The organism is Rhizobium sp. M10 (assembly GCF_002531955.1).
Classification (GTDB): Bacteria; Pseudomonadota; Alphaproteobacteria; order Rhizobiales; family Rhizobiaceae; genus Rhizobium; species Rhizobium etli_C.
Map to the genome: position 1 here is coordinate 64980 of NZ_NWTA01000011.1, position 19597 is coordinate 84576.

The window sequence follows — 19597 nt, forward strand, 5'->3', positions numbered from 1 at the left end:
CGAACGCGTAGATTACTGCGCGATCTGCCTCAGGCAGAAGGTTCTCTCTCCCAGCCCGAGCCTCGATCTGATTACATTCCAAATCGACTTTGGGGGTCGACTAATCAAATGTCAGCCAGGTCTCACCTTGCACCAGCCGACCTCCATGCTCGCAGGCATCCCCGAAGCGAGCGACCTTTTTGCCGCCAATATTGGCAACCGACGATCCGCTTGTAATGCCGGCTGTCGTCGGGACGCCCGTGCATGTGCACCTGTCTCCCACCGTTGCGATTGGTACGCCTTCGACGCAGACGAACGACTGGGATGTCGAAGACACAGGTCCTCCAACATGCGGCCGCGGCCCGGGGTCGACCATCGGGCAAACATGCATATGGCCCTTAAGCGTGACTGGACGACCGACCATTCTGAGAACTCCTTCATTCCAACGGTGCGGCTGCAAATCTGTTTTAGGCACAAGCTTCGTTATCGATTAGACGTGACTAATGAGCCGCCTTCAGCATCCTCAAGTACCTGAGATCTACTTGCTCATCGTTATGCACCAACTTCGCGGATTGCCGGGACACTGGGTATGGTAGTGTTATAAAGAGTGAATGGCGTAGCTTGGGCTGCAATTGTCATTGCCGCTAGCGCACCTGCCGGACGGAAATTGTCGACGGTAATCGGCCCGCCCAGAGACGGGTGAAGTTTGGGTGCGTAGATTTGTCCCACTTCTAATTCGCCATGTGCGCGGAGCAGACGCTTGAACATCGGCTTACCATGTTCATCGGGATTGTCGTAGGACTCGGTATTTACACCGCCAATCGCAATGCCCAGCGTGATTTTGGGGTCTATGTCGGGCTTGGGAGAGAAAATCTCCGCGCAGCTTACGCGCCCATAAATCATGTTGATTTCAAGGATTCTATAATGTTCATTCCAGGCTAGGATATCTCCGAAAGCGGAAAATCCGAGAGCGTGCGTCCGCTCCGGCCTTAGTTCTTGGTCGCCATAGAGAACCAAGTCCAAAACGGATCTGTATTCGCTGGGATTGCAAAACTGGAAATAGCCCTGGAGCCATTTGCCCGGGGTGTGAAGTGCCAAAAAATCGAGAAAGCTATCTGGAATACGACCGCGATAAGACTCAAGGATACCATTCGGCAGTGGTGACCCGCCGTGCGGTTCGCCAAATTTCTTCAAAGCATTTTGATAGGTGATGAAAAGTTCGCTCATCGCTTCTGCCTTTGCTATCAATTCCACATAACATTCCCGCGATCACGACATCGGAACATTGGACGGCGTACCTTCTCCAGTTCCCGAACCGCCGTTGGTATTGCTGCCGTCGTCTTGCGGTGAGGGCTTTTCTCCGTTTTGTGTACACTCTTCAAGCGTAACGTTCATTTTTTTTCCTTGCTTTGCAGCATTCTCCGCATGCTGCCGCAATTGCGCTGCGCGGCGACCCTTCCATTGCGCTCCGAGAGAGCTGTTTATGGTTTTGTCACCCATCCCGGAAATAGAGCCGTCGCCCCCTGCGACCAAGTCCAGCGTGTGCGTCGCGGCAAGATTTGCCATTTCTTCCGCAACCTTGGCGGCAGCCAATTCCTCGTAATCGTTCTTGCCTTGACCTAGATATTCCTGTTCAAGCTCTCTTGTTCGCTGGGTCTTGTAATTGTCTCGCGTCAACTTTCGGTCGGCGGCGTCGCCGGATGGACGTTTGTATTTCGCAAAGCGATCAATGTTTTTGACCAGTTGATCAGGCTGCATACCGTTGATGGTATCCTGCTGCTCTTTGAGTTGCCGCCTGAATTCATTAATTTGATCGGCCGTCGATCCCTCCGGTGGTTTGAAGCAATCGATCTCTCCGCAATCCACGCAGGGCTTTGCAGCTTCCTGCTCCTTGGTCTCGGTCTCGGCTGCTTCGTTCGCACCTTCCATGTAGCTGGCGATGGCTCCGGCCGCCGCGCGGCCTGCCATGCCCCCGACCCTCGACCCGACCGCACGACCGATCCAGGCTCCAACCGGCCCCCCCAAAAAGCCTCCAATGACGCCGCCTAAAGCGCCGCCGGCGATTTGACCACCGTACTGGCCTATAGTTTCTGCTGCCACTGAGGTCATGACGCCGCCCCATTGAAGGCGTTGCCGGAGCGTAGCGCATCAACCGTATGGCCGATCAGTTCCTTGACCCGAGCATCCGGTGTAGCCCCTTTCTCTTGGATGAAGCTTCGCACTTCCGGAAGATCCGCCGCCTTGCCGTCCGACACCACCATTACATATGCCCAGCGTGCCCGCCCGCGTTCGGTCCGAATTCCAAGCTCATCGGCCGTTTTTTCGCTCGCCAGCGTGGCTCCCCACACGAAGTCGTCATCCACGCCCGAAAAGTGGGGCGGCGAGTTCTTTTTGAGGAACCGCGCGATCCGCAGCCGCGACGAATGAAGCATGGCAGCCTTCAACTTTTCCATCTGGTCCGGCTCCAGCCGGAGCGGACCGATGGCCGCGTCCGGCATGTTGTCGGCCTTGCGCACCCGACGGACACCGCCGTAATCCGGGCCATTGAACACGACGCCATCTGCCGGCCCCAGAAAACGGGCGAACTGCGATCTCGTTAGGATGGGCAGCACGGCGCCAAGCACATTGGGATCCCAATGACGAAAGAGAACCCGCTCATAACGCTGTTTTTCCGTCCCGCCGCGCTGCTTATCCTCCCCTCCTTCGCGCGGGATCATGACCTCGTTCAGCGTTCTGAGGTGACGGTAGAGAGCGTCCGGTCCCGCGGAGCACGACCAATAGACCGCGCAATTGTGATGCGTATCGAGCCATTCGACATGTGATCGCATCGATGCCGACGAAACCTCGGCCATCCATGGTCCTGCACGACGAAAATCGAGAGGTACTCCCTCCAGAAACAGCGAGCGGCAAGATATTGCTTCGGACGCCAGTGCATCCGGCAGATCATCAAAGGCACCGCCGTCCAGCACCACGACGACAGGCCCGCTCATCTCATCGACAGCCTTCCTTAGAACGCGAGCAGACTCGGCGATGTCCGGCAGATCGATTACTGGGGTCGCTTCCATCATCACATCCTTACAAATGGCGTGGACGACTTCGCCATCTGCCGCAGGCAAGACGGCTGCTGCCCGGGACCGCCTTTCTTGAAGTTGATTTGATTTCCTTCAATATCGATTTTCAGTGCGTAAAGGCGGATACCGGTCTTGTTGATTTCGATGTAACCGCCAGGAGCCGACAGGAAGATCTTGTCTTCCGCGAAGACTTCCCAGACCTTTGATTCACCGCGGTATTTTTCACCTGCCACGAGGCCATAGAGCTTGCCGACATTGACGGTGATTTTTTCGCCGACGACCGTACCCTGAGCTTTTCCGATATTGGTATTCTGTTCCTCGCCGATCGTGACACTCTGTACCTTGCCGATCGTCAAATTCTGCTGCTTGCCGACATTGATCATCTCGGTCTGGCCGATGTTCGTCACCTTGCTCATGCCAATCTGCTCGGCTTTCGCCACACCAACGCTGGTCGACTGAAAGGAGCCGACAATCGTGTTCATAATGCCTGGAAGAGGGAACAGGCTTGAAGCATCCGCTCCGACGCCGGTACCAGAGCTGGCAAGAGCCGTGCCCGCATCGGAGCGCGGGCTGGGACCGGCGACGACGCCTTCACGGTTGCCAAGTCCGCCGATACTCAGGAAGCCCAGCGCAGAGGAAGCAAGCGTACCGACAAAGGCACCAAGACCAGGCCCGCCACCCCCGGCAATCTGACCGGCCTGTGAAAGCAGGCTCGCCGTTTGACCTGCCATGCCCTGCACGGAACCCATCAGCGCCATCGCCATCGGCCCCGTCCCGCCGACGACGGTGTTCATCGAGCCGCCGACCTCGTGTTTCTGATTGCCGCCCACTTCGACCGTCCGGTTGGCGCCGATCGCCGAGACCTCATGGCGGTCGATGCGCTTGGTGCGGTCGTTCAGCACGCGGGTCGTCTGGTCCTTTTGGGCATGGAAGAACATGTTCTCCTGGCCGGCCTCGTCTTCGAAGGTCATTTCATTGAAGCCGGTGCCCTTATGGGTGTTCGAGCGCATGACCATGCGCGTCTTGTTGGCCGGCAGATCGTAAGGGACCGTGTTGCTGGGATTGGGCACCACACCGGTCACCAGCGGCCGGTCGGGGTCGCCGTCCACGAAGGCGACCATCACTTCCATGCCGATGCGCGGAATGACCTGGGCACCCCAGGTGCCGCCGCCCCAGACCTGGCTGACGCGCACCCAGCAGGTGTCGGAACCGTCCTTCTTGGCCTTGCGGTCCCAGGGAAACCACAGCTTGATGCGGCCGTACTGGTCGGGATGGATTTCCTCGCCGGAAGGGCCGGCGACGATCGCCACCTGGGTGCCTTCGATGCGCGGCCGCTTCGTCTCGCGGTGCGGCGTCATCGGCACGCGTGACGGCACGGCCTCGAAGGTATTGGTGTATTCCGGCTCGTTGCTGTTGGTCTCGTAGGAGCGGTCGACGACGGTATGGGTCGTCTTCACCACCACATGCTCCTCGTAGACGTGGTCGGGATGAGCGACCTCGTAGGGGGTGAAGCGGCGTCCCGCCTCCAGGATGCGGGATGTCGAGCCGCCGAAGACCCGGTCGTGATCGGCTTCGGAAGCCTGCATCCTCAGTTTTTCCGCCCGCTCCGCCTCGGCGACGGAGGAAATGCGCGCCGGATATTCGTAAAGCTCGCGTTTGGTCGCTTCCGGCATCTGCACCAGCGACGGCGTCATCGTGCCCGGCACCATGCGCGGCGTTTCGAAGTTCCAGTCGGCACCGGCACGCTGGCCCGGCACATAGGAGTAACGCCGGCTCCACTCGGTGATGTGGTTGCGGTCGGCCGAGCCCTGCGCCAGGCGAACCCGGACCTCGCCCTGTGCCGAGGGCGACGGGCCGAGCCAGGATTGGGCGCTGTCGGCCACATGCAGCTTGTGTTTGCCGTCCTCGTGGGAGAACCAGTAGAACAGGCCGTCCTCTTCGAAACGGCGGGTGAGATAGGCGAGATCGGTTTCGTTCCACTGCACCGAATAATGCTGCGGCGGCGGTGGCGTGATCACGCCGGAGGTGTCGGGTGCCGGGATGCCGTGTTCGGAAAACAGCGTCTCGACGATATCGACCGAGGTCTTGTCCATCCAGATGCGGCAGTCGGAGCGGCGCGACAGCAGCCACATCTGCGGCCGCAGCACCATGGAATAGGACCTGAGGCCGCGGGTGATCGGCGGCCCCTCGTTGAGTTCGGTCACCAGACCGTTGAACGGCCGGCGCACGGCGCCCTCGCCATCGCCCTGTTGCACTTCCACGGAGACATCCATCAGCCGGCCGATCAGTTCCTCCGGCTTGACCGACGGCTTCTTGGTGCGGGCCGAAAGCTTGATCTCGAACAGCGAGGAGATACCTTCCTCGATCGTCACCCGCTCCGGCAGAAGCTGGTCCTCGCCGAGCGGTGAGACGATCTTCAGGATTCGGCTTGCCTGGATGAAATCGGCGGCGGAGGGCTGATCGTTCATGGGTTGACCTCAAACCTTAGGACGTGCGGCTCGACAGGAGCGGCCAGAACCAGATCGACTGGGATTGGTAGTAGCAGGAAGAGGCGCACTGAGCCGCGTCGGCGGCCCCGATGACCAGATCGATATGCCCGCCACCCCTGTAACCGGGTACGCCGTTGAAGGCGACGACGCCCTTGCGGGCTCCAATGCCGGATTGCGCCGTCTTGGAGGTGTAGGATTCGTAGTTGCCGAGATACCGCGTGGTCGCCAAGAGATCGGCGAGCCGGCGCATGGAGACCTCCAGGCCCTTGTTGGCGTGGGGGCCCTTGAGGATATTATGGGATTTCGGGGAGATCTTGATGCCGGACCTCACGAAGGCGAGGCTGACGCGCACGGCGCAGGTATTCGCGTAGAGCGGATTGTTCAGAAGCGCGTCCCAACCAATTTCGCGAAAAAGATCCTGCTGACTGACATAGTTAGGCCGATATGTGGTGCTGCTCGGATAATTGGCGTAAAGCTCATCGAAGGCTACGTTGATCATGTCGGCTCCAAAATCATTTTTCTTTGCAGGGAAAGGATTTGCTGAGGGCGGCGGACACAGAGATCGCAGCATTCTGCGGCAGAGCCTCCGGCGCCAGTGTTTGCAGATGGCTGAAGACGCGGTCCGTCAGCTCGTGAATGAGGACACCGCCTTCAATGCACCAGGTCTTTCCATCTGTCGCATCGGCAACGCCGGCCACATAGGCCGCGCCACGCTCGTACGAGATTTGCCGGCGAAGTTCCGGATTCGTGATTTCCGGCGCGGCATCGCCCTTGAGCGCTTCCAGGAGCTGCTGGTTGCTCATCCGCCAGATATCGGACTGCTGCGCTTGGACGGGCACGGCGCCGACAAGCAGCAGGATGGCCATAACAGGGCCCATCCAGCTATCTCGCTTCCACGCATTGCGCAAATTACGGCCATTGCCGGGCGAAGACTTCATCCACTAGCTCACAAAATCAAAGAGTTCAGATTGCCGACGACATATCGTTCATCGATAGAGACCCTCTTAGCCTACGGCCTCAGCAGATGCTTCCGAGAAGCGTTTCAGGAAGCCGTCGACAAGGGTGCGCCGATCGAAATAGTGAAGAAGTTCCAACCGATTGTTGTTGCCGTTGAAATAGGCCGCTGCCATCGGCCGTTCCCCGGTCTTCTGGATGAAAGTCACCGCCGGATTGCCGTAGAGCAGACGCGTCGGCGCCGGATCCTCGCCGTAGATGCGAAGGAAATTCAACGTGACGGAGGTCTTGTAGTGCTCCAGCGCCTTAGCTGTGAAGATGTTCTTCTTGCCGAGATAGCGGTGCATCACCGTCGTGCGGCCGTTTGGACGGGTCGTCAGCTGCGTTCCGGATTCAAAGAATTCCGATAGCAGCTCCCTCACGCCCGGCGAACCCTGCAGTTTGCTACCCTTGAAATAAACATCTTCGCCGATCGCAAGCGTGTAGACGCTGCGCATCACCTGAAGATGACTGGTGCCTATCCCCTTGACACCCTTAATTTTGAAGCTGGGCGCCACCATGCCGAAAACACTTTCGTCGAAGACTTCCTCGACGATAAGATGGTAGTTCGTCAGTTTGACATTATCGATGTCCAATCCGCTCATGGGAAAGACTTCCTTCAGCCCGCGACGACAATGAAGTGAGCGGACGCCATTGTGAAAGGCGCCCGCTCCAGTCGGATATTAAGCAGCCTTGGTGGTCGCCAGATCGTAGGAAGCGATCATCGGCGACTGCGGCGAGTGCTTGTCATCGTAAGGCGTGTACTTCACTTCCATCTTGGTGAAGTTCAGCTTGATCGTTTCGACCGGGCGGTCGCCGTTGGAATCGATCGAATAGCTGGCGATCAGCGTGTTCTCGAGCGAGTACTCGATATAGGTGTCGCCGGGATTGCCCGTGGTGACGAGATGGATGACCGAGCGCTTGCCGGTGCGGCCCGAGCAGGCCTCCTGGAAGAGCTTGGTCGACGAGGAGTCGCTGACCTTGGTGAGGATCACTTCCGAAACGGTCGGCTCGGAAGCTTCGCGGTTGGCCGCCGAACCAGCGGAGGTGTTCATGTTGCGGGACACGTTCCAGTGGATGGCTTCGATATCCATCCACTTGCGATGCTGCTCGTGGGTCGCATCGCCCTGGATCCCGTCGATCTGAAGATAAATCGGCATTCTGTAAGCTCTCCTATTGGCGGTTGAGTGCCTAGTTGCGTCTAAGGCGTAGTCGCCTTTCTTCTTCCTGCTCCCCGAGTGCGTTTGCGGCTCGGGGCTACTTCATCCGACAACCGGCTTTCCCCCGGCGTGCCGAATTCCTGTGGGGCGGCCTCTTCGGCATCGAGGCCGAAGCGTTGCCCATCGTAACCGATGGTGATCCCCGTAATTTTCTTCCCGGCCGCGACGGCATCGAGGAAAAACGTCGAAAGAACAGGCAGGAGGTCGCGCGCGATCATGACCTCGATCGCGCGGGCGCCCATCTCGCTCGTGCGGGCGCGCGAAATCAGCGCGTCGCGGGCTGCCGGCGACAATGAAAGCGTGGTCCCGTAAGTGGCGGCAACCCGCTCGCGGATACGGCCGATCTGGATATCGACAATGCCCGACAGCGTCTCGGGCCCGAGCGGCATGAAGGGCAGCACGGTGGTGCGGCCGAGGAAGGCCGGCTTGAAATGCTTCTGCAATTCCGGCAGCAGCATCGCTTCCAGCGCTTCCGCCTCCGGCATCGTCTCGGGATCGGCGGCAAGTGCTGCGATCATTTCCGAACCGGTATTGGCGGTCATGACGATGGTGGTGTTCTTGAAATCGATGTCGCGGCCTTCGCCGTCACGCAGCGTTCCCTTGTCGAACACCTGGTAGAAGATTTCCTGAACGCCGGGATGAGCCTTGTCGATCTCGTCGAGCAGCAGCACCCCATAGGGCCTGCGCCTCACCGCCTCGGTCAGCACGCCGCCTTCGCCATAACCGACGTAACCGGGCGGTGAGCCGAGAAGCATGGAAATCTTATGCTCCTCCTTGAACTCGGACATGTTGATGGTCGTCAGATAGCGGCTGCCGCCATAGAGCATGTCGGCAAGCGACAGCGCCGTCTCGGTCTTGCCGGTGCCGGACATGCCGACGAGCAGGAAGACGGCCGGCGGCCGGCGCGGATCGGAAAGTCCGGCGCGCGAGGCCCGCATGGCCGAAGCGATGCGTTCGATCGCAGCGTCCTGGCCGAGCACCCTCTCCTTCAGGCGGGCATCCAGCGTCTTGACGGTTTCGATCTGGTCCGCCAACAGCTTGCCGACAGGAATTCCGGTCCAGCGGGCCACGATAGCGGCAACGACTTCCTTGTCGACAACGCGCGGCAGCAGGGCCGTTTGATCCGCCACCGCCGCGAGTGTCCGTTCGGTCACGGCAAATGCGGCGCGCGCGGCTTCCACCGTCATGGCCTGCGGCGGGAAAGGCGCGACATTCGTGCCGTCGCCGCCACTGTCCGCCGCCGCCAACGGGACGATGGCGTCGTCCGGCGAGAAGAATTCCTCCAGCCGGTCGGCCTCCCGGACGAGCCGGTTTTCTTCCTCGAATCGCGCCCGGAGCGCTTCGATCTCCGCAACGATCTCCTGCTGCTTGCCGGCGATTTCGCCAAGCCGGGCGGCCTTTTCCGGTGTCTCGGGTTCTCGCGCAAGCCAGTTCGCCTCCGTTTCCAGGAGATCGCGCTCGTCGGTAAGCTGTTTCAAAGCCTCCGGCCTCGTCTGGCGGGCCAGCGCCACGGCGGCGGCAGCCGTGTCGATCAGGCTGATCGCCTTATCGGGAAGCTGCCGGTCCGGCAGATATCGCGCCGAAAGGCGGACGGCGGCGACGATCGCCTCGTCGCGAATGCGCACCTTGTGATGGGTTTTCAGGCTTTGCGCCACGCCGCGCAGCATCCGGATTGCGGCCTCTTCGTCCGGCTCGCGGACATGCACGGTCTGGAAGCGGCGGGTAAGGGCCGCATCTTTCTCGATGAAGCGCTTGTATTCGCTCCAGGTCGTTGCCGCGATCGTCCTGAGTTCTCCCCGCGCCAAAGCCGGTTTCAGGATATTTGCGGCATCGCCTTGCCCTGCCTGTCCGCCGGCGCCGATCAGCCCGTGCGCCTCGTCAATGAACAGAATGATCGGCTCCGGCGACGTCTTTACCGCGTCGACCACGCCATGCAGGCGCCGTTCGAACTCGCCTTTGACGCCGGCGCCGGCCTGCAGAAGGCTCAGATCCAGCAGCAGCAGCTTCACATCCTTCAGCCGGGCCGGAACATTGCCGGCGGCGATCTCCAGTGCGAGCGCTTCGGCCACCGCGGTCTTGCCGACACCCGCCTCGCCGACGAGGATCGGATTGTTCTGTCGGCGGCGCGTCAGGATATCGATCAGCTGCCGCAACTCAGCGTCGCGGCCGATGACCGGATCGATGCGGCCCGCGCGGGCGTCGGCCGTCATGTCGTGCGTATAGAGCCGCAGAAATTCATTGCCCGCCGATGTCGCGGCGGGCACGGAAAGCTGGTCCGACGGGCCAGAGGCCGCCTTCTCCAGCAATTTGTCGAGCATTGCCCGGTCGAGATTGCGTATCGAGGGGGCGATACCGCGCACAACCACCCGCAATGCCGAATCGCCGGTCAGGGCGGCGAGCAGATCGGCCAGCAGCACGACATTACGGCCGCACTGCAGCGATGCAACCAGGAAGGATTCCCGGCCAAGGGCCAGCAGATTGGGGGAGAGCGCCAGCGCTGCGCCGTCCTCCCGCGGAATATCGGCGATCGCCGCGTCCAGCTCCGTTCTCAGCATTTCCGAGGAGAGCTTGAGCTCCTCGAAAACGGCCGAAAACGCCGCAATATCAAGAAGGGAGCGAAGCCAGTGAGCGACATCCACGACAGCATGCTGATGGCGCACAGCGAGCGAAGCCGCTGTCTCAAGACCGACACGTAAATTGGGCTCAAGCGTTCTTATCAGACGATTGAGATCGATATTCGACATCCGCAAGTCCCGTTTATTCGACGAAATTCAGTGCGTCCTCTTGATGCGAAGCAACAACTAGGGCGCTCATAAACCCTTGTCCAGAAGAAAAACGACTCTATTTTTAGAAATGAGCATATCTGGAAGACGTCATAAATCCGTCATTATCGAGAGATGGTTGACAAGCCAATACAAGCCGCACAAAATGTTGGACCGCCGCGGTATGTTTTGATTTTTGAGGTATTTAACAGCGTGAATGTCAGAGAAATCATAGATCCACTTGAAGAAAATTATCCGTGCGGAGAAAACGTGCGGATTAATACTGCATCACGTGAAATATACTATAGAATTAAAGATGCCAGAAACGCCGCACGTACAGCCGAACGTAGTATTTCCCCGGGTGACGTTATTACACTTGCACCCGCCTGGCACGATGTTAGCAATCTTGGATTGCAGATCCTTTCTTCCCGCAGCAAAGACATAGAAGTATTGGCCTGGCTTGCGGAAGCGCAGCTGCGGCTGCGCGGCTTCTCAGGATTGCGCGACGTCTACGTTGCAACCGCGTCGCTTTTGGACAAGCATTTCGACACTTTGCACTCAATCGGAGACAGCGATTTCGAGGAGCGGTTCGCTCCTTTTGCAGGTCTTAACGGCGTCGGCGGCGAAGGCACGCTTATCCAGGCTATTCGTTTGACTTCGTTGATCCCGGACGGAAAATTCGCACAATTTTCGCTCTGGGATTTCCAGCTTTCGCAGCGGTCGAACGAAGCCGAGCGGCGCAAGGAATTGCAGCAGGCGGCGGCAGAAGCCGGTGTCGCTCAAATGTCAGCCCATCTCAGCGTGGTGACGGAGTGCATCGCCGCTTTCGATCGCATGATCGAAATACTTGACATACATTGCGGGGACCAGGCGCCGCCGAGTTCGAATACACGCAATGCTTTGCAAGAAGCGGCATCTGCAATCCGGATGCTCGCCGGCATCGAGGCTCCCTCAGCCATATCCGAAACCCCTCCCTCGCAAGGCTTAGAGCCGCTGCCGGCAGCCGATATCGGTGAGTCCGAGGCCGTCCGCATGCGGCCCGCCGGCGCGGAGATGATTCGTTCACGCGAAGAGGCCTTCGAACTGCTCGCTGCCGTTGCGCGCTATTTCCGTCGTACCGAACCCCATTCACCGATCTCCATGTCGATCGAGACGCTGGTGCGTCGCGGCCGCATGGATTTTTCCGAGCTTCTTGCCGAGCTCCTGCCTGAGCAGCACACGCGCAATGCAGTGCTGACGGCGGCCGGCATACAGCCCGCAACCGACAAGGGAGGCTAGCGGCCTGAGGTCGGGCTTGCCCGGCCGCAATCTGGAGCATCCGCAATTCGTAATCCGCCGATGAGACGAAGGAGAGCCTCGATGGCAAGTGTACATGAGAAACTGGAACGGGTTCGCAAGCCGCGGGTCCATATCAAATACGAAGTGGAAACCGAAGGCGCGATGGTGGTGAAGGAGCTGCCTTTTGTCGTCGGCGTGCTCGGCGACTTCTCCGGCAATCCCACCCAGCCGCTCAAGGCTTTCGGCGAGCGCAAGTTCGTCCAGATCGACCGCGACAATTTCGACGACGTCATGCGCCGCATGACTCCGGGCCTCACGCTCTCGGTCGAGAACACCCTGGAAAAGAACGGAACGGAGCTGCCGGTTTCGCTGAAATTCGAAAGCATGGCCGATTTCGAACCCGGCGCGGTCGTCGATCAGGTGCCAGCGCTGAAGGCCCTGCTCAACGCCCGCAACCAGCTACGCGACCTGATGAGCAAGGCGGACCGCTCCGAGGAACTCGAGCGTCTGCTCGAGGACATCCTGCAGAACAAGGCCGATCTCTCGCAGCTGGTGGCCCAGCTTGGCGGCGGCAAAGCCGGAGAGGCGAAGGACGTTCTGAACTGAGTGCCTGGGATCGCGGGCCGATCGCGGCCCGCGCGAATTCCTGAAGAGTCGTTGTCCGGCAGCGGCCCCTTTGAAGGGAACCCCTCACAGCCCGAGGGCCGCCGCTTTCGCAAAAAAGGATCGTTAGATGACCGCCGAAACGCAATTGCAGACAAAGGAAGACGTAGGCTTCGCACCCGATGAGAACCTGCTCTCGAAGGTCGTTGCGGCAACCCGCCAGACCGAGCCCGACCGTGCGCAGGACCTATTGCGCACCCTCACCGACCAAGCCCTGAAGGGCACCGTCACCTATGATCGTAACCTGACGATCACCTTGAACAACGCCATTGCCGAGATCGACAAGGCGATCTCGAGCCAGCTCGCGGCGATCATGCAGTCGCCGGAATTTACCAAGCTCGAAGGCGCCTGGCGCGGCCTGCATTATCTGGTCAAGAATACCGAGACCAGCGCCAACCTGAAGATCCGCGTGCTCAACGCCTCCAAGCGAGACGTCGCCAAGGATCTTGCCAAGGCCGTCGAATTCGACCAGTCCAGGCTCTTCAAGTCCGTCTACGAAGACGAGTTCGGCACCCCCGGCGGCGAACCGATGGGCGCGCTGATCGGCGACTACGAATTCGACAATTCCTTCGACGACGTCCAGCTTCTGCAAGGCGTCTCGATGATCGCCGCCGCCGCCTTCGCCCCGTTCATCTCGGCGGCCAGCCCCCGCATGTTCGGCTTCGAGGATTTCCGCGAGCTGGCAAAACCGCGCGATCTGGAAAAGATCTTCGAGACGGTCGAATACGCCAAGTGGCGTAGCCTGCGCGACAGCGATGATTCCCGCTTCGTGACGCTCGCCATGCCGCGTGTGCTCGCCCGCATGCCCTACGGCCCGAAGACCAGCCCGATCGAGGAGTTCAATTTCGACGAGACCGGCGGCTCCAAAACCGGCGAACTGCCGCACGGCTCCTATTGCTGGATGAACGCGGCCTATGTGATGGGCACGCGGCTGACCGAAGCCTTCGCCAAGAACGGCTGGTGCACCGCCATTCGCGGCGCCGAAAACGGCGGCAAGGTCGAGGGCCTGCCGATGCATATCTTCTCCAGCGATGATGGCGATCTCGACCTGAAATGCCCGACGGAAGTCGGCATCACCGATCGCCGCGACGCCGAACTCGGCAAGCTCGGCTTCCTGCCGCTCTGCCACTACAAGAATACGGATTATGCGGTGTTCTTCGGGGCGCAGACGGCGCACAAGCCGAAGCTCTACGACCGGCCCGAGGCGACCGCCAATGCGGCCGTTTCCGCCCGTCTGCCCTATATGATGGCGACCTCGCGCTTTGCCCACTACCTCAAGGTCATGGGCCGCGATAAGATCGGCTCCTTCATGGAAGCGGAGGATTGTGAGGCCTGGCTCAACCGCTGGATCTCCAACTATGTCAACGCCAATGACGACGCCGGCGAGGAGTCGCGGGCGAAATATCCGCTGCGCGAGGCAAAGGTCACCGTCCAGGAAATCCCCGGCAGGCCGGGCGCTTACAACGCCGTCGCCTGGATGCGTCCGTGGCTGCAGATGGAGGAATTGACGACCTCGCTGCGCATGGTCGCCCGGATTCCTTCGAAGAACTGATGAAATCAGGCTCCGGCGCGGCGGTTTCCGCCGCGCCAAGCTCTTGCGAAACATTTGGTCAGGTCGACGATGGGTTCCAGCACTGAATGGCGGCGCCGGGCGGATCAGCTGATTACGCTGATCGACGAGGCGCTGAACCGGCAAGTCAATGCCATCCTCCACCATCCCGATTTTCAGGCGATGGAGGCGAGATGGCGTGGCCTTGCCATGCTCGTGCGCGAGGCAAGCCGCAGCGGCGAGGTGAAGGTCAAGCTTCTCAGCGTCAGCTGGCGTGAGCTCGCGCGCAGCATGGAGCGTGCCAGCGATTTCGACCAGAGCCACCTCTTCGAACTGATCTACAGCCGCGAGTTCGGCATGCCGGGCGGCGAACCCTTCGGCATGCTGGTCGGCGACTATCATCTGTCTCCCCACGATCCCGTCGACGGCGATCCGGTCAGCACGCTGTCGCAGATCGGCATGGTGGCGGCTGCCGCCTTCTGCCCCTTCGTCGCGGGTGCGGCGCCGCTCTCGATCGGGCTGGAAGACTTTCACGAGCTGAACCGGGTCAACGACTTTTCCTGGCTTGCCACGGAGACGGACCGCATCCGCTGGAACGGTCTGCGCGCCCGAGAAGATTCGCGGTTCCTCGGGCTCGTCGCGCCACGCATCCTGATGCGCTCGCCGCTTGCGCCGCATACGCGCGATCGCAATGACGGCTTTCCCTTCCGCGAAAGCATTGCTGCCGACGGCAGTTCGCTGCTCTGGGGCAATGCCGCTTTCGCCTTTGCGACCGTCGTCATTCGCAATTTCATCGCGTCCGGCTGGTTTGCGGAGATCCGCGGCGTCACGCAGGATGCCGTCGACGGCGGCTTGCTGAGTGCAGGCGAATTGCCGCCTTATGATTTCGGCACGGAGAGCAACGGGCTTTCCGCCCAGGCGCCGGTCGAAATCCAGCTGACCAGCGGCCAGGAGCAGCAGCTGTGCGATCTCGGCATCATCCCTGCCGCGACCACCTATCTCTCCTCTTCGGCGATCTTCAATTCCAATCAGTCGCTGCATGCACCGCCGCATTATTCCAACGAGCATGCACGCCAGAACGCCCGCCTCGCCGCCATGCTGCAATATGTGCTCTGCGCCTCGCGCTTCGCGCATTATCTCAAGGTCATCATGCGCGACGAAATCGGCCAGCTCTCCGATGCGATCTCGATCGAGCGCAAGCTCATGGACTGGCTGACCGCCTATACGCTCGGCAACGATGATGCCGATATCGCGCTGCGCACCCGTTTCCCGCTGCGCTCGGCCGGCATCGGCGTCGCCGAAATTCCGGGCAAGCCCGGCAGCTTCTCCTGTACCGTCCGGCTACAGCCGCATTTCCAGCTCGATGACGTTGCCACCAGCTTCCACCTTATCGCCGAGACCGCAACCACCGGCCAGATTCTGAGCCGCCCGGTCGCCATACCCGAGAGGATGTCCGCATGACGCTTTCCGCCAGCATCGCCCGATCGCTCAGCGACAACGCCCTCGAGGACGCGCTCGAGGAGGTCAAGGCGCATCTGAAGGGCAAACCCTCGGATCAGGAGGCGCGGCATCTCTATATCGATCTTCTCGTTCTTGCCGGAGAATATGAGCGGGCCGACAATCAGTGCAGCCTTGCCGCCACCCTCTCGCCCGACGCGACGATGGGTTTCGCCTTGCTGCGCAACGAGCTTCGGGCGATGGCCGCGCGCGACGCCTGGTTTGCGAGCGGCGGCGTGCCGGAGTTTCCGCAGGGACCGAGCGAACTCGATAAGCTCGCCGTCCGCCTCGGCATCGCCCATCGTGATGGCGATGCCGAGGCGGCGAAGACCGCGCTCGCTGCGCTCGACGAACTCAGAAGCGAGCGCCCGCTTATCTGGAACGACAGGGCGGTCTCCGATTTCCGCGACCTCGACGATCGCACGCCACACGCGCTCGAAGTCATCATGACCGGCGGCGGCTATCTCTGGATCGACTTCGCCAAGATATCAGCCCTGTCGATCGAGCCGATTGCCCGGCCGCGAGATCTCGCCTTCCGTCGCGCCGAATTGACGCTGATCGACGGCGCCGCTGCCTCGGTGCTTCTGCCGGCGGTTTATCATGGCACCGGCAAGGATGCGGCGCTCAGGCTCGGACGCGAAACCGAATGGGTCGAGGAAGCGAGCGGCATCACCACCGGCCGCGGCCAGCGCTGCTTCCTCGCCGGCGACGAACTCGTCTCCTTCCATGACACCCAAAGTCTGGAGATCGTGCCGGCAAGCGCTGCCGGCAGGCAGGTCGCGCATGGCTGATCCGCTCGAACGCTACCGGCTGCGCGACCGCGTCCTGTCCCGCTCGATCCTCGACCGGCTGATCGACGAGGCTCCGGATCGCGCCGCCGATCCACCGATGAGCTTCGTCGACCAGGTCCGCGAGGTCAGGGAGGCGATCCGCCGCGATCTCGAAGCGCTGCTCAATACGCGGCGCTGCCCGACGACACCGCCGACGGCCCTTTCCGAATTGCGGGACGCGCTGGTGAGCTACGGCGTCGACGGCATCGTCTCGGCAAATCTGATGACCGACCAGGCGAAGCTCAAGCTGGCGGAAGCGATCGAGCGGCGGGTTGCGCTGTTCGAGACGCGGCTTGCCGATATCAGGGTGACGATCCTGAAAAGCCGGACGATGACCGAGCGGGCGTTGCGCATGCGCATCCAGGCGACCTTCCGTCTGCATGAGGGCATGCCGCCGATCAGCTTCGAATCGACCATCGATCCGTCGACCCAGCGTGTCCTCGTGGAGGCGGCGCATGGCTGAAGGTTTCCTGCACCGTTACAATGAGGAATTGCTGGCACTGCGGCGCCGGGCCGCGCGGTTTGCCGACGCTTTCCCCAAGATCGCCGGACGCCTGCGCATGACCGGCGACGTCGCCGACGACCCGCATGTGGAACGCCTGATCCAGAGTTTCGCCTATTCGGCGGCGCGCGTGCGTCAGAAGCTCGACGACGAATTTCCCGAACTGACCGATGGCCTGCTTGAAACGCTCTATCCGCATTATCTCGCACCCCTGCCCTCGATGAGCATCGTCAAGTTCCGCCCAAGCGACACGCTCGCCTCCGTCCAGACCGTGCCCCGCCACACGGAGGTGCTTGCCGAGCCGGTGAGAGGCGAGGCCTGCCGCTTCCGCACCACGCAGGACGTCGAGATGGCGCCGATCGAGATCGCGGGTGCTGCGCTTTCCGGCCAGCCGATCAATGCACCGCTTTCGTCCTATGCCGGCGTTGCCGGTTGCCTCAGGCTGTCCATCCGCTCTCTCGATGCCCGCAAGCCTCTGGGCAGCCTCGGCCTGAGCCGGCTGCGCCTGCATATTCCCTCTGCCTGGCAGCAGGCCGTGGCGATTTACGAACTGCTTGCCAACCACACGCTCGGCATCGCGCTTGCCAAACATGCAGACGACCGTTCGCCGATCTTCCTGCCGGCAGGGAACCTGAAACCCGTCGGCTTCGAGCCGGAACAGGCCATGCTGCCCTACCCCGCGCCGAGCTTCATCGGCTACCGGCTGCTCACCGAATTTTTCGCTCTGCCGCGGAAATTCCTTTTTCTCGATATCGAAGGGCTCGAGTCCTGGCGAGGAGAAACGCTGGAACTCTTCGTTTACCTCAAGGAAAGCGACGCGAAGCTGGAGCGGGCGGTTTCGGCCCGCGACTTCGCGCTCAACGCCACGCCTGTCGTCAACTTGTTTCGCCAGCTCTGCGAACCGATCGCCATCGATGGCACCCGCACGGAATACCGTCTGCTGCCGGATGCGCGGCGTCAGAAGACCCGCGAGATTTACTCGATCGACCGCGTGCTGCTGACCGGCTCGCGCGGCCAGGAGGAATTCTGCCAGCCCTTCTTCGGACGATCGCAACGGGCAGGCGCGAGCGCGACCTACTGGCAGGCCTCTCGCCGTTTCGACGAAGACGACAGGACCAGCGATATGGATATCGCCTTCGTCGACCGGCAGCGCCGGTCGGCCGGTCCGGTCGATGCGGTGGCGAGCGTCGATACGCTCTGCCTCAACCGCGACCTGCCGGAACAGCTTCCCTTCGGCGGCGGCCACCCCTTGCTGCAGCTCGCCTCCGGCCATGAAGCGGTCGCAGGCGTCGAGGCGCTGATCCCGCCGACACCGTCGGTCAGAATGAACGATCAGGATGGCCGGAACTGGCGACTGATGTCGCATCTCCTCCTCAATCATCTGTCGCTGTTCGACAATGAGGGTGCCGCATTGAAGGACATCCTGTCGCTCTACGCCTTCCGCGATAGCCCCGAGACCAAGCAGTTCGCCGATGCGCTGGTCAGGATCAAAGCCGCCAATTCGACCGCCCGTCTCGGCAGCGGCGGCATGGTGCCCGGCACCGAGATCGCGCTGGAATTCGATCCGGCCGCCATCGACCGGCCGTCGGCCTTCCTGTTCGGCAGCGTGCTCGACCGCTTCTTCAGCCTCTACACCTCGGTCAACAGCTTCACCCGGCTCACTGTCGGCATGAAGGGACAGTCGAGACCGATCGCCCGCTGGCCGGCGCGCGCCGCCGAACGCCCGCTTCTCTGAGAAAGGACCGCCAGTCGATCATGGACATGCAAGCCGCCAGCAAGCCAGACGCGCTTACCGACCTGCTCGAACGCGACCCCGGCCGCTTCGAGCCGGTGACGGCGTTTCGTGTCGCGCAGGCGTCGGTGGGCGAAGGACGGCTTGACGTCGCCTCCCATGTCGGCGTCTCACCGGCGCCGCTTGCGATCAGCGGATATAAGAGCAAGGCCGGCCGCGCCACCGTGCGCAGCGCGCTTGCCGGCCTCGTCGGCGCGCTCGGCTCCATGCCATCGGCCTATAACGAACTCGTCATGCGCGAGGAGCGCAACCGGTCGCGGGGGTTGGCGAGCTTTTTCGATCTGTTCGGCGCGCGCATGGCGGAGCTCTTCGCCGACGCCTGTGAGAAATACCGGATTGCGAGGCGCCTGCGCTGGGGTGGTGCTTCGGCAAGCAACGCCTTCGTCACCACGCTGCTCGCGCTCACCGGTTTCGGCACCAAGCGGCTCGTCGAAAAGAGCGGCGTCGACGAGGAGTTGATCCTGCGCTTTTCCGGTTTCTTCGCGGCGCGCAACCGCAATACCGCCAACCTCCGCGCCATGCTGACCGAATTCAGCGGCCTGCCGGTGGAGATCGAACTGTTCCGCGGCCGCTGGCTGAGCATTCCGCCGGAAGAGCGCAGCCGGATGGGCCAGCCGCAGGGCGTGCAGCTCGGGGTCAACGCCACGGCCGGTGCGGCCGTCCACGATTTCAGCGGCGGCTTTCGCGTCGTCATCGGCCCGCTCGGTTATGCCGATTATCTCACGCTTGCGCCGGGCGGACGGGCCATCACCGAACTCTTCGCGCTGACCAGGCTCTATGTCGGCTCGGCGCTCGAATTCGATATACAGGTCGTGCTGAGGAAGGACGACGTTCCCTTCTGCCGGCTCGGCCAGGCAGGCGATCCGCCACGTCTCGGCTGGAACAGCTGGGCGAGGGTCGCACCGGCGGCAAAGGACAGCGGCGACGCGATCATCGTCGAACGCCTGTCGGCCGAGATGCGGTGAGGAGGCG

At 61.5% G+C, this 19597-nt stretch carries 17 protein-coding genes and 1 pseudogene; 8 read left to right on the plus strand and 10 right to left on the minus strand.

Annotated elements, in window-relative coordinates; genetic code table 11:
- Positions 1-100: 100 nt before the first annotated feature.
- The 10 genes from CO671_RS18915 to tssH all read right to left on the minus strand — a co-directional run bounded on the left by CO671_RS18915 (position 101) and on the right by tssH (position 10496).
- Positions 101-403 carry a PAAR domain-containing protein gene (locus CO671_RS18915; RefSeq protein ID WP_097607189.1) on the minus strand — a complete coding sequence of 101 codons (303 nt, stop codon included), beginning with the start codon at positions 401-403 and terminating at the stop codon, positions 101-103.
- A gap of 128 nt (positions 404-531) precedes the next feature.
- Complete coding sequence (locus tag CO671_RS18920; RefSeq protein WP_245423780.1) at positions 532-1233, minus strand: GAD-like domain-containing protein; 702 nt, start codon at positions 1231-1233, stop codon at positions 532-534.
- A 15-nt stretch (positions 1234-1248) separates the two neighbouring features.
- Positions 1249-2088 (minus strand): polymorphic toxin type 15 domain-containing protein, encoded by an 840-nt coding sequence (locus CO671_RS18925; protein WP_097607191.1) that lies wholly within the window; start codon positions 2086-2088, stop codon positions 1249-1251.
- Complete coding sequence (locus CO671_RS18930; protein WP_245424998.1) at positions 2085-3044, minus strand: DUF4123 domain-containing protein; 960 nt, start codon at positions 3042-3044, stop codon at positions 2085-2087. Before CO671_RS18930 ends, CO671_RS18925 begins: the two co-directional genes overlap by 4 nt.
- A 2-nt stretch (positions 3045-3046) precedes the next feature.
- Positions 3047-5518, minus strand: a complete 2472-nt coding sequence (tssI, locus tag CO671_RS18935; RefSeq protein WP_097607193.1) for a type VI secretion system tip protein TssI/VgrG — start codon at positions 5516-5518, stop codon at positions 3047-3049.
- 16 nt (positions 5519-5534) lie between these two features.
- Positions 5535-6038 carry a T6SS effector amidase Tae4 family protein gene (locus CO671_RS18940; protein ID WP_245424999.1) on the minus strand — a complete coding sequence of 168 codons (504 nt, stop codon included), beginning with the start codon at positions 6036-6038 and terminating at the stop codon, positions 5535-5537.
- A 13-nt stretch (positions 6039-6051) separates the two neighbouring features.
- Positions 6052-6405, minus strand: coding sequence for a Rap1a/Tai family immunity protein (locus CO671_RS18945; RefSeq protein ID WP_210201914.1), 354 nt, complete (start codon positions 6403-6405; stop codon positions 6052-6054).
- A gap of 138 nt (positions 6406-6543) precedes the next feature.
- Positions 6544-7137, minus strand: coding sequence for a hypothetical protein (locus CO671_RS18950; RefSeq protein WP_064684017.1), 594 nt, complete (start codon positions 7135-7137; stop codon positions 6544-6546).
- Positions 7138-7215: 78 nt separating this feature from the next.
- Entirely contained in the window at positions 7216-7692 is a 477-nt protein-coding gene (locus CO671_RS18955) for a type VI secretion system tube protein Hcp (RefSeq protein WP_009990920.1), read from the minus strand.
- 41 nt (positions 7693-7733) lie between these two features.
- Entirely contained in the window at positions 7734-10496 is a 2763-nt protein-coding gene (gene tssH, locus CO671_RS18960) for a type VI secretion system ATPase TssH (protein ID WP_097607195.1), read from the minus strand.
- A gap of 231 nt (positions 10497-10727) precedes the next feature.
- Here tssH and tssA point away from each other — a divergent pair, with 231 nt between their 5' ends.
- The 8 genes and pseudogenes from tssA to tssG all read left to right on the plus strand — a co-directional run bounded on the left by tssA (position 10728) and on the right by tssG (position 19590).
- The gene (gene tssA, locus CO671_RS18965) at positions 10728-11792 is read left to right on the plus strand and encodes a type VI secretion system protein TssA (protein WP_097607196.1); all 1065 of its coding nucleotides are present in this window, start codon (positions 10728-10730) and stop codon (positions 11790-11792) included.
- Positions 11793-11873: 81 nt separating this feature from the next.
- Positions 11874-12398 (plus strand): type VI secretion system contractile sheath small subunit, encoded by a 525-nt coding sequence (gene tssB / locus CO671_RS18970; RefSeq protein ID WP_097607197.1) that lies wholly within the window; start codon positions 11874-11876, stop codon positions 12396-12398.
- Between the two features lie 127 nt (positions 12399-12525).
- Positions 12526-14007 carry a type VI secretion system contractile sheath large subunit gene (gene tssC / locus CO671_RS18975; protein WP_097581087.1) on the plus strand — a complete coding sequence of 494 codons (1482 nt, stop codon included), beginning with the start codon at positions 12526-12528 and terminating at the stop codon, positions 14005-14007.
- A gap of 48 nt (positions 14008-14055) precedes the next feature.
- Positions 14056-15465: pseudogene (tssC, locus tag CO671_RS18980) on the plus strand (type VI secretion system contractile sheath large subunit); the annotation flags it as partial.
- Entirely contained in the window at positions 15462-16292 is an 831-nt protein-coding gene (locus CO671_RS18985; protein ID WP_097607199.1) for a type VI secretion system accessory protein TagJ, read from the plus strand. The pseudogene tssC (CO671_RS18980) and the gene CO671_RS18985, both read left to right, overlap by 4 nt.
- Positions 16285-16794 (plus strand): type VI secretion system baseplate subunit TssE, encoded by a 510-nt coding sequence (tssE, locus tag CO671_RS18990; protein ID WP_097607200.1) that lies wholly within the window; start codon positions 16285-16287, stop codon positions 16792-16794. Before CO671_RS18985 ends, tssE begins: the two co-directional genes overlap by 8 nt.
- The gene (gene tssF / locus CO671_RS18995) at positions 16787-18568 is read left to right on the plus strand and encodes a type VI secretion system baseplate subunit TssF (protein ID WP_097607201.1); all 1782 of its coding nucleotides are present in this window, start codon (positions 16787-16789) and stop codon (positions 18566-18568) included. Before tssE ends, tssF begins: the two co-directional genes overlap by 8 nt.
- A gap of 20 nt (positions 18569-18588) precedes the next feature.
- Positions 18589-19590 (plus strand): type VI secretion system baseplate subunit TssG, encoded by a 1002-nt coding sequence (gene tssG / locus CO671_RS19000; protein ID WP_097607202.1) that lies wholly within the window; start codon positions 18589-18591, stop codon positions 19588-19590.
- Positions 19591-19597 lie beyond the last annotated feature (7 nt).

Excerpts from the sequence above, each read along its gene's own strand:
- tssH (WP_097607195.1), bottom strand. The coding sequence starts at position 10,496 with ATGTCGAATATCGATCTCAATCGTCTGATAAGAACGCTTGAGCCCAAT.
- CO671_RS18955 (WP_009990920.1), bottom strand. The coding sequence starts at position 7,692 with ATGCCGATTTATCTTCAGATCGACGGGATCCAGGGCGATGCGACCCAC.
- tssC (WP_097581087.1), top strand. The coding sequence starts at position 12,526 with ATGACCGCCGAAACGCAATTGCAGACAAAGGAAGACGTAGGCTTCGCA.
- tssF (WP_097607201.1), top strand. The coding sequence starts at position 16,787 with ATGGCTGAAGGTTTCCTGCACCGTTACAATGAGGAATTGCTGGCACTG.
- CO671_RS18950 (WP_064684017.1), bottom strand. The coding sequence starts at position 7,137 with ATGAGCGGATTGGACATCGATAATGTCAAACTGACGAACTACCATCTT.
- CO671_RS18985 (WP_097607199.1), top strand. The coding sequence starts at position 15,462 with ATGACGCTTTCCGCCAGCATCGCCCGATCGCTCAGCGACAACGCCCTC.
- CO671_RS18915 (WP_097607189.1), bottom strand. The coding sequence starts at position 403 with ATGGTCGGTCGTCCAGTCACGCTTAAGGGCCATATGCATGTTTGCCCG.
- CO671_RS18940 (WP_245424999.1), bottom strand. The coding sequence starts at position 6,038 with ATGATCAACGTAGCCTTCGATGAGCTTTACGCCAATTATCCGAGCAGC.
- CO671_RS18945 (WP_210201914.1), bottom strand. The coding sequence starts at position 6,405 with ATGGCCATCCTGCTGCTTGTCGGCGCCGTGCCCGTCCAAGCGCAGCAG.
- tssG (WP_097607202.1), top strand. The coding sequence starts at position 18,589 with ATGGACATGCAAGCCGCCAGCAAGCCAGACGCGCTTACCGACCTGCTC.
- tssB (WP_097607197.1), top strand. The coding sequence starts at position 11,874 with ATGGCAAGTGTACATGAGAAACTGGAACGGGTTCGCAAGCCGCGGGTC.
- tssI (WP_097607193.1), bottom strand. The coding sequence starts at position 5,518 with ATGAACGATCAGCCCTCCGCCGCCGATTTCATCCAGGCAAGCCGAATC.
- CO671_RS18930 (WP_245424998.1), bottom strand. The coding sequence starts at position 3,044 with ATGGAAGCGACCCCAGTAATCGATCTGCCGGACATCGCCGAGTCTGCT.
- tssE (WP_097607200.1), top strand. The coding sequence starts at position 16,285 with ATGGCTGATCCGCTCGAACGCTACCGGCTGCGCGACCGCGTCCTGTCC.
- CO671_RS18925 (WP_097607191.1), bottom strand. The coding sequence starts at position 2,088 with ATGACCTCAGTGGCAGCAGAAACTATAGGCCAGTACGGTGGTCAAATC.